9 protein-coding genes are annotated in these 8998 nt (G+C 29.4%); 8 read left to right on the plus strand and 1 reads right to left on the minus strand.

Translation table 11 applies throughout. The annotated features are described in order from the left end of the window. Positions 1-108: 108 nt before the first annotated feature. Entirely contained in the window at positions 109-1167 is a 1059-nt protein-coding gene (locus tag ACSHZO_RS15385; protein ID WP_298248321.1) for a hypothetical protein, read from the plus strand. Further along, positions 1164-2954: a hypothetical protein gene (locus tag ACSHZO_RS15390; RefSeq protein WP_298248320.1), complete on the plus strand. Its 1791-nt coding sequence runs from the start codon at positions 1164-1166 to the stop codon at positions 2952-2954. Before ACSHZO_RS15385 ends, ACSHZO_RS15390 begins: the two co-directional genes overlap by 4 nt. 176 nt (positions 2955-3130) lie before the next feature. Here the strand turns inward: ACSHZO_RS15390 and ACSHZO_RS15395 are convergent, their stop codons facing one another. Further along, positions 3131-3595, minus strand: a complete 465-nt coding sequence (locus ACSHZO_RS15395) for a hypothetical protein (protein WP_298248319.1) — start codon at positions 3593-3595, stop codon at positions 3131-3133. 296 nt (positions 3596-3891) lie between these two features. On the opposite strand from ACSHZO_RS15395, the gene ACSHZO_RS15400 reads away from it, so the two are divergent. The 6 genes from ACSHZO_RS15400 (at position 3892) to ACSHZO_RS15425 (ending at position 8872) form a co-directional block, all read left to right on the plus strand. Then, positions 3892-4344, plus strand: coding sequence for a hypothetical protein (locus ACSHZO_RS15400; RefSeq protein ID WP_298248318.1), 453 nt, complete (start codon positions 3892-3894; stop codon positions 4342-4344). Positions 4345-5050: 706 nt separating this feature from the next. Continuing rightward, complete coding sequence (locus ACSHZO_RS15405; RefSeq protein ID WP_298248317.1) at positions 5051-5629, plus strand: hypothetical protein; 579 nt, start codon at positions 5051-5053, stop codon at positions 5627-5629. Positions 5630-5927: 298 nt separating this feature from the next. Then, complete coding sequence (locus ACSHZO_RS15410; RefSeq protein ID WP_298248316.1) at positions 5928-6500, plus strand: hypothetical protein; 573 nt, start codon at positions 5928-5930, stop codon at positions 6498-6500. 171 nt (positions 6501-6671) lie between these two features. Next, positions 6672-7274, plus strand: a complete 603-nt coding sequence (locus ACSHZO_RS15415; protein ID WP_298248315.1) for a hypothetical protein — start codon at positions 6672-6674, stop codon at positions 7272-7274. Further along, a complete protein-coding gene (locus ACSHZO_RS15420) occupies positions 7275-7916 on the plus strand; it encodes a hypothetical protein (protein ID WP_298248314.1) in 642 nt (213 codons plus the stop codon). A 152-nt stretch (positions 7917-8068) separates the two neighbouring features. Beyond that, positions 8069-8872 carry a DUF5694 domain-containing protein gene (locus ACSHZO_RS15425; RefSeq protein WP_298248313.1) on the plus strand — a complete coding sequence of 268 codons (804 nt, stop codon included), beginning with the start codon at positions 8069-8071 and terminating at the stop codon, positions 8870-8872. The last annotated feature ends 126 nt before the right edge of the window (positions 8873-8998 follow it).

Below are 8998 nucleotides of genomic sequence, written 5' to 3' on the forward strand. Positions count from 1 at the left end.
GATATCATCAACAAACAGAAAGCTAATCTGACAAATCCGTATATAGAATCCCCTACTGTTCCTATTCGATAACGTTGTGTGCAATGATTAACAAACATTCTGCTTTAAATGAGTATAAAAAAAGAAACTGAAAAAGAACTAAAAGCGAAATTATCTAAAGATTATTCTAAATTAAAAAAGTCTAATAATCAAAATTTTAAATTATATAATTTAAACTTCGGGAAAATATTCGTTTACTTCCTTATTGGAATTCTACTTGTAACTATATATACATTCTATATAGATTTTCAATTTTTAAAATTTTTTGAAGTCGATTTTAAAGAAAACGTTAAAACATTTACAACTGGAATTATAACTCTAGTATCGATGAATCTATTTGTTACTAATCTTCTTTTCACTCACTTAAGAGAAGATCGGGATGATATTCAATCCATAATCGATAGAAGAGTCAATTTTAAGTTTTTAACGTATTTCGGGTTCTCGATTATTTTCTGGATTTTACTTCTTTACTTTTTAAGTCCATCATTTCATAATAACAATGTAAGCTCTAATATTCTTATTTTCATTTTTGCCAATTTCCTATTTTATATTATCCAGTTAGTTAAACTTTATGATGTTGTATTTAATTTCATTCACAAAGAAAAAAGACTTAAGATCATAAAAAACGAATTAGAGATTGAATTTTTTAATGCTTACTACAGAAATACTTTTAAGGACAGTTTCAATAGTAAATACTTAGAATTTCTTAAAAAAAATGATTTTCTAAAATATATAAAATGGAATTCACCAGAAGATTTGTTTCATTTTACACATGAAAGTAAAAATCCAGTTTATTTAAGGGATATCAATGTGAAGGAGTTAGATAATAAGATGAAAAAAATAAATGACAAAAGAAGATTTTATCATCCTGTTGAATTTGATCAAGAATTTCCTGCTGATCAAGTTATTAATTCGTTATCATTTTCGAATAAAAACAATTTAAAACTAAATAAATATTACTCATTTTCAAACAAACCTTATTTTGACAATGATTATCAATTAGAGCATTTAGAAAGACTGCTTAACAAGGTATCTGATAATACAGTGTCTAATGATTCTTCAAACCTCAATTACAATTTGAAAAATATGGAAATGCTTTATGAACAATATTTAGATTTGGAAATATGAATATAGGATTAAATCAATACTACGACACTATATCTTTTAAATACATAAATGATATAATTTATTCAATCCAAAAAAATTTAATAGATGCATCACAAAAAGATAATGATGAAGTCTTTAAAGAACTGCTTGACTTCTATCAATACACATTGCTAGCGAAATCCTTCAATAAAAATTTAAAGGCGTACTCTAAGACTTCAACTTTAAGTATTTACATATTTAAAAGTCTTAAAGATTCTCATAGAGTTATTCTAGCCGAAAGGATATTTGAATCATTGGTTATGAAAATTAATGTAGGAGAAAATTATGAGGATATTGACCAAAACTATATTGAAGTTTCATATCTGCCATTAATCAATATCACCAAGCTTCTAATCCAAGAGAAAAAATATGACTTACTGGACGATTTATATAACAAAGTAGATCAATCCTTGTTCCGTCTTGATTATGAAAAAGATAAAAGTGGATATTTTTTTAAGTTTATAAACATTAACTTATGTTGGGTATATTATTTGAAATTTCACAGTGATTTAGATTCTGAGAGATCATACTTGAAATACTTTGAAAAAAATTTTGAGAATTTAACGGTTCGATACAATTCAAATTTTTTGAATGATTTTTTTGACCTTTTTGATAAAGTAGAAAATAATGGATTGTGGGCTGTAAATCAATGGGAAATTAAAGAACCTCCGATGAATGTAGCATATTTTGCACTTACACCTAATATTTGGTTAAGATTTGGTTTAGTAATAATATTACTTAAGTTTCCTCATCTGATTAGAAATAATGAAGATTTTACTCGGATTAAACTAAACAATCGGTTTAGATTTATTGTAGATGACATTAGTAGAATAATGGACAACATAGGAATCGATAATGAATCTTATATGGATTTTATATTCCCTGATACAAGTGTGAAAAATTTAGATTTACAATTAAAATCAAGGAAAGAAAAGATTCTTAATTTATTTCAGTTTCTTCAAAAAGAAATTGAGATTGATCGTTATAACAAAATCAGGAAAGTTCCATTATCCGATACTAGAATAGATAAATTCAGACAGAACGTCGGAAAACAATGGGAAGAAAACCTTATAATAATTAGGGTTTTAGAACATTTTCAGAAAATAAACTTTTTACCAAATAATGAGAAAATAGATGGATATGGTTTTTTCCAAACTTTGAATAAAATGAGATTTGCCTTTATTGATGGAGAATATTATCAAGATATTATAGGTCTTAATGATTTTGGATCTAGATTGGCAAGGAGTATTGACAACCTTTTCTTCGGTAAATTGGAGAAGATAAAAACTCCAAAATTATCAAATCAAATTCAAGATGACATTAATTCATTCATTGATAAAACAAAAAACAAGAAAAACTTAGTAATTTTTGCCAACTGGCAAACAGAAAAGAAAATTGGAAAACTAGATTATCAAGATAATACTTTCCCTATATCTCATAAAAGATATAATAACATTCCAATAATTAATTCATTTAATAAATACAGTCATTTAATTTTCATCATAGATTTCACTAATGTAAAAGCCAATATTTTTGTAAGTGAGAATTCCAATTGGTATAAAAATCAATTATTAGTTGAAGTTTCAGAATATCAAAAAGAATTAATAACTGATGATCTAATTAGAGAATGGAATGAAAAAGAAGGCCAAAATTATACTGAACAGGAAGTGGATGTATTAGAAAGCAATCATGTAAACGCCAAAATATTGTTTAAATCCGAATTTATTTTTGATGAAAACTTCAGATTTCTAATTATAAATCCGGAATAATCACTGCACACAACAACGGTTCATCGCCAATAGACGGCACCGTTAGAAAGAAAATAATTAACTTGACCAACAAACCAATATTAAGCGGACAAACCCGCGTCCCCTACTCCGCCAACTGGCGATAACCGAGACCGTTGTAGCCAATTTTATATTTGAGGTTTAGAGTGAAAAAAGGTTTAATTAAAGAGTAATCCTAAAACTCCACCTAACACAGCTTCAGAAAAATTAGAAGCACCATTCGGATTAAAAGAATCCCGAACTATATAACTATCGTCCTCCTCTAACAATAAAGAACTTTTTGGTACAAGACTATTACTCTCTGAGAAGGAATTATTTCCTAGAAATAGATTTGTAAAAAAGTTAGACTTATTATTAAAATGGTTATTTGAGCCACTGTAACTATAACTACCATTTTCACTCAAATAAGTATCATAGGAATTAGTTGTTCTATTATATAATACAAGAGATGGCTTTTCTTCCTGAACATTCAATTTTCCTAAACCAATAGGTTGATCCATCGAATACAAACCTGAGAAATACAGGACAGAATTTATATTTTGTATAGAATCATCTGTTTGCCCATAAAAAGACATACTTAGAAAAAGAGAAAATATTAATAATACAGATCTAAAAATTTTCATATTGCAATTATCATTAAAAAAGAAGCAACTTTAAAAGACAAACAATGTCCAATTTAGAATAATTAAACCTTTTAAAAAAGAAAGTTTTAGGATACACCTTCATTAATAAAAAACTAAAATCATAATTTTCGAATATAAAACTGGCAACAACAACGGTTAATCGCCAATAAGCGGCACCGTTAGTAAGAAAATAATTAACTTGACCAACAAACCAATACTAAGCCGACAAATCCGCGTCCCGTGCTCCGCCAACTGGCGATAACCGAGACCGTTGTAGCGCATAAATTTTTTGAGATTTGAACATAAAATTTTTAAACCGACTGAGTAAAATTCTAATATTTTCTTATACAATTATAGTTTCTGGTTGTATAAACGAAAAATCTATAGAAAGAAAAATTAGTACTCCGACTAATGAAAAGAATAATTCAACTGAACAACCTGATATTTCTGGAGTATGGAACTTAAATAATAAAGTTTCAAACGCACAACTTTCAGTATTTGGTGATAAAACCTGGAAAAGAATTTCAGTAACAAAACAGAATGACACACTAATTAGAAAAGGAAAATATATTGTTGCAGAAGATAGTGCTGTATTTTTCAGATATTTTGGATCACAACATTGGCCAAATAGTGATACAATAAATGATTACAAAACTTCCCTTGGAGCATTTGTACTATTTCTCAATGAAAATGGGAATTTAGAGGATAATCAAGAAGATTACAATGAAACATATGTAAAGGTAAATTAACGCGCAATAACAACGGTTCATCGCCAATAAGCGGCACCGTTAGTAAGAAAATAATTAACTTGACCAACAAACCAATACTAAGCCGACAAATCCGCGTCCCGCACTCCGCCAACTGGCGATAACCGAGACCGTTATATGCAATTGCTCCGCACAGTTTTAGCTACATAAAACATTAATTTTCCAAACGGACAAATCCGTAATTTAAGCTATAAATTGAAAGATTCGAGGAAAGATTTTTTTTAAATAGATAAGCTACAAGATCTAGATCCGAAACAGAATTCTGCGATTTTTGTTCAAAATAAGATAATGACTAAAAAAGCTTTTGGTAGCTACTCAAGCACAAATTTAGCTACTAAGAACTTCATCAAAAACATAAATAGTACCAAGAAACGGACACTTACTCAGACGCAAGAATTGTAACAATTCGATAAAGATTTTTCTTTTAAAGTATAATTTTCCCGACAGCGGCAAATCTCCCGTTCTTACTCGGACGTGTCGCAACAGCATATAACCACGAATATTCGCAATTGTGGCCTTTTTAAATAAAATAGTACTTTTAGAAACCAGGAAACAAAAACCTAAGCCGACAAATCCGAATACCGTCAACCACAACTGACGATTATTCGAAACCGTTGTATGCAATTTATTAAGAAGTCTGGCGTAATAATTGAGGACTAAAATTCCAATCTAACTAATCTAAATAATTATGAAACTTTACCTCCCGACATTAATTGTATTTATCCTCCTATTAGCATCGTGTAGCAATGACGATGAATTAAATCAAGAAAAGCAAGAAGAATATTTCGTTAATTCTGAAGATTATAATATCAATAAAGCATATTATACTAAAGATTTAAGTACAGAAAGACGTTATGATTTTATTATAATATTCACAGATGGTGAGATTACATCATTTTCAAATAATTTCGACGAAATTAAATTTAGTGATTCAACGACGAGTATGGTAATATTTAGATGTATTCAAGATAGAAGTAACGGTCTAGCTTTAAATTTCGCACCTAGCGGATCATACATATTTGATACCACATCTGGCGCAACTTTGAATTTTGCGCAGTTCCAATTTAATTGCTCTAGTTCTAATAATAACCTAGAAAACTGCCAATTACAAGAAGTTATTGATTCTACTTCTTATTTAAATGAAGGGACAATAGAAATTGAAATAGTAGATACGACAAGTGATTATGACATCAATTACAGTTTTGAAATAACTGATTCTAAAACTATAATAGGAAGTTATTCAGGTCCTTTAGAGAGATTTGATTAAATAAACTGCATACAACAACGGTTCATCGCCAATAAGCGGTAGCGCTAGTAAGAAAATAATTAACTTAAACAAGGAACCAATACTAAGCCGACAAATCCGAGTCCCCTACTCCGCCAACTGGCGATAACCGAGACCGTTGTGCCAAATATTTAATTGAAATCCGAACTCTAATATTATAATTCCTTAATTATATGCGAAAGAGTTATGGGAATAATTATATTTGAAAACTTAATCTTTAATAAAAATTGTTGCATAATAACCAACAATCCAAACTTAAAACACTAAATATCTATACTTAATGCAAAAGTTATCAATTTTGGCTTTTTTAGCTTTATTTACAATTACTACTTACGCGCAAGAACAAAATACTTATAATACAGAAAAAGTATTGAGAATTAACTTTTTGAATCCAAGTGCTGAAATAGAAATTCCAACTGGAAATTATTCGACCTTTTCATCAGGATTAGGAATTGGATACGGTGGTGGATATAAGGATCTAACTGGTAATGAGAATGGAGCTATTACTGTTATTGACAATGGAATTATTTACATAATTGCTCCTTTTTTAGATCTACAACAAAAATGGTTTTACAACCTAAATAAAAGAATCGGAAAAAATAAGACAGTTCAAAATAATTCAGGAAATTTTATTTCGGCCCGGTTCATAACAAGAGGTCCATCAATCGCAGAGAATGTTACTCGAACTTCTGACTTTGATTTTGCATTTGGACCAACTTGGGGAATACAAAGAAAATATGGAGAAAAATTCCATTTATTATTCGACATAGGACCTCAATATTATTTTGACACGGAGGGAAATGGCAATATTTTCCCATTTATGTTACAACTAAATTTAGGGTTTGATCTATAAATACTTGGCACAACAACGGTTAATCGCAAATAAGCGGTAGCATTAGAAAGAATATAATTAAGTTCATCAACAAAACAGGTCTAAGCCGACAATGCCGCGTTCCCTACTCCGCCAACTTGCGATAACCGAGACCGTTATATGGCATTTTTATAAAAAATTTAGTTCTAATTGATGAATAAAAAAGACGAAAGAACTCTGGAAAAAGAAACAGAAGAAATAGATAGAATTCGATCTGAATTTTATTCTTCAATTGACAAATCAGAAAATGATTTAGAAAGAAAAATTACATACATCTCAGCCGGAGGATTAGCACTATCATTAGGATTTCTAGAAAAAATTGTAAACCTTTCTTATGCATCTTATTTCTTTATAATTATAATGGGCTGGTTATGCCTAGCTCTGACATTATCTATTAATTTAATATCAATTCTAACTTCTAGAAAACTGACTATGAAAAGCCTAGAAGATTTTGATTCTAATATATCAGACAAAGATTTTAGAAATAATATAGCTGAGAGAAACAAAAAAATAAGTAAACTCGATCAATTCTCATTAGTAAGTCTATTACTGGGAATAGCTTTAATTATCGTATTTTGTTCCATAAATTTATTTAATAAAAAAGAAGTTATGCCAGATAAAGATAGAATAGAAAAAGGACGGATTATACAATCCCCCAGACCTAGTACAAACCAAGAAAACCAAGGCACGAGAGAAAATTCGGGAAACAATTCAGATTCATCATCCTCAGACGGTTCTAATTCTGATAAAAAGTAAATGACTGTTTTTTCAAGTTATTTTAGTCAAGGTAAAGAATTAATTACCAAATCAACAGATGACCTTGGAAGTCTAATTGAAAATGAAAGTAATAAAGAAGAAATATCAGAATTAATTTATCATCGTTTCTATGAAAGATTTTTAAAGATTTTCTTTTACGATAGCACGAATAAAACCGAATATCAAAACAGCGGAGTGAAAGAAGTTAATAACGCATTCCATTTCGAATATAAAAACGGCTTTTTAATGATGAGTAGTTCTTGCTTATTGATTGAATCAATAGCCTCATTCATTAGCGGAAATGATAAAACATTAGGCAATGGGAATGAAAACTATATCGTAGTTTTTCTAAAATGTGAAGAATATAATAATGATTTGAAAATCTTTAAGAATCAAAACATTTATAAATCAATAAGAAACGGTTTGCTGCATCAAGGAGAAATTTATGATAATTACAAAATTAGAAGAGATGGAAAATTATTTGATGAGCAAAAAAGGACAATAAATGCAACGAAATTTGTTGTTTCTCTAAAAAGTTTTTTAGATGGTTACAGGAATGATTTGAATGATTCAAATTGGGATAGTGAAATTTGGGATAATTGTAGAAGAAAAATAAGATTTATCGTTAAAAACGCCACATAACATCGGTTAAGCGCAAATAGCGGGCATTCGTATGAAAAGCGCTAGTTTAGACACCAATTAAAAAATCAACAAAGCCGACAAGAACGTGTCCCTACTCCACGCTACTTGCCTTAACCAAGACCGTTGGCAGCAATGTTTGACAAAATTTACGTATGAATTTAAAAACTACTTTACTTCTTTTATTAATTACAATAACATTTAAAATCACTTATGCTCAAGAAAAAGGAAACAATGATAAAATCACAGTTTTAAATTACGCAACTTTCCATCTATCAAACACAACTGATGCAAATTCATCTCTTGTTGATATTAATAATCCTACTGTAAGAAGAGACGTAAATAAAATAGTTCAAAAACTAGTCGAATTTGAGCCAACAATTATTTGTGTAGAAATACCTAAAAAAAACTCTGAAGGTATTAATGAGATTTATCAAGAATATAAAATTGATCAATCAAACACAACAAATTGGAGCGAAGAAATAAATTCAATTGCTTTTGAGGTTGGAAGATTATCTGGAGTAGAAAAAATATATGGAATTGATTATAAATTAGGATTTGATTATCCCAAACTAATGCAACTTGCTAAAGAATCAGATTCCGATTATAATAAAGAATTTTTAAAACAAAACTCTAAGGATATCCAGGAATTTAATGATCTCAGTTTATTAGGGAAATTTCAAATTATGAATACTGAAGAATGGAGATCTGAAACAATTAATTTCTATAACTTTTTAGCTACAATGCAACCAAATGGAAAGCTTGAAGGGGTAGAAATCATTTCCAACTTTTACAAAAGAAATTTAGCGATATATTCCAATTTTGCTAATATCAAAAAAGACAAAAATGATCGAGTTTTGATAATCTTTGGTGGAACTCATTCAGCGTATTTAGATTTATTTCTGGAAAATAATCCTAATATAAATCTTATAGATCCCAACGAATTTGTCGTACAATAAACACAGCTGCCAACAACGGTTCATCGCCAATAAGCGGCACCGTTAGAAGGAAAATAATTAACTTGACCAACAAACCAATACTAAGCCGACAAATCCGCGTCCCTTACTCCGCCAACTGGCGATAAC

It is taken from the genome of Christiangramia sp. 3-2217-3z, assembly GCF_051195275.1.
Classification (GTDB): domain Bacteria; phylum Bacteroidota; class Bacteroidia; order Flavobacteriales; family Flavobacteriaceae; genus Christiangramia; species Christiangramia marina.

Bases quoted from the DNA above. Each gene is read 5' to 3' on its own strand.
- ACSHZO_RS15385 (WP_298248321.1), top strand. From the start codon at position 109: ATGAGTATAAAAAAAGAAACTGAAAAAGAACTAAAAGCGAAATTATCT.
- ACSHZO_RS15390 (WP_298248320.1), top strand. From the start codon at position 1,164: ATGAATATAGGATTAAATCAATACTACGACACTATATCTTTTAAATAC.
- ACSHZO_RS15395 (WP_298248319.1), bottom strand. From the start codon at position 3,595: ATGAAAATTTTTAGATCTGTATTATTAATATTTTCTCTTTTTCTAAGT.
- ACSHZO_RS15405 (WP_298248317.1), top strand. From the start codon at position 5,051: ATGAAACTTTACCTCCCGACATTAATTGTATTTATCCTCCTATTAGCA.
- ACSHZO_RS15410 (WP_298248316.1), top strand. From the start codon at position 5,928: ATGCAAAAGTTATCAATTTTGGCTTTTTTAGCTTTATTTACAATTACT.
- ACSHZO_RS15415 (WP_298248315.1), top strand. From the start codon at position 6,672: ATGAATAAAAAAGACGAAAGAACTCTGGAAAAAGAAACAGAAGAAATA.
- ACSHZO_RS15420 (WP_298248314.1), top strand. From the start codon at position 7,275: ATGACTGTTTTTTCAAGTTATTTTAGTCAAGGTAAAGAATTAATTACC.
- ACSHZO_RS15425 (WP_298248313.1), top strand. From the start codon at position 8,069: ATGAATTTAAAAACTACTTTACTTCTTTTATTAATTACAATAACATTT.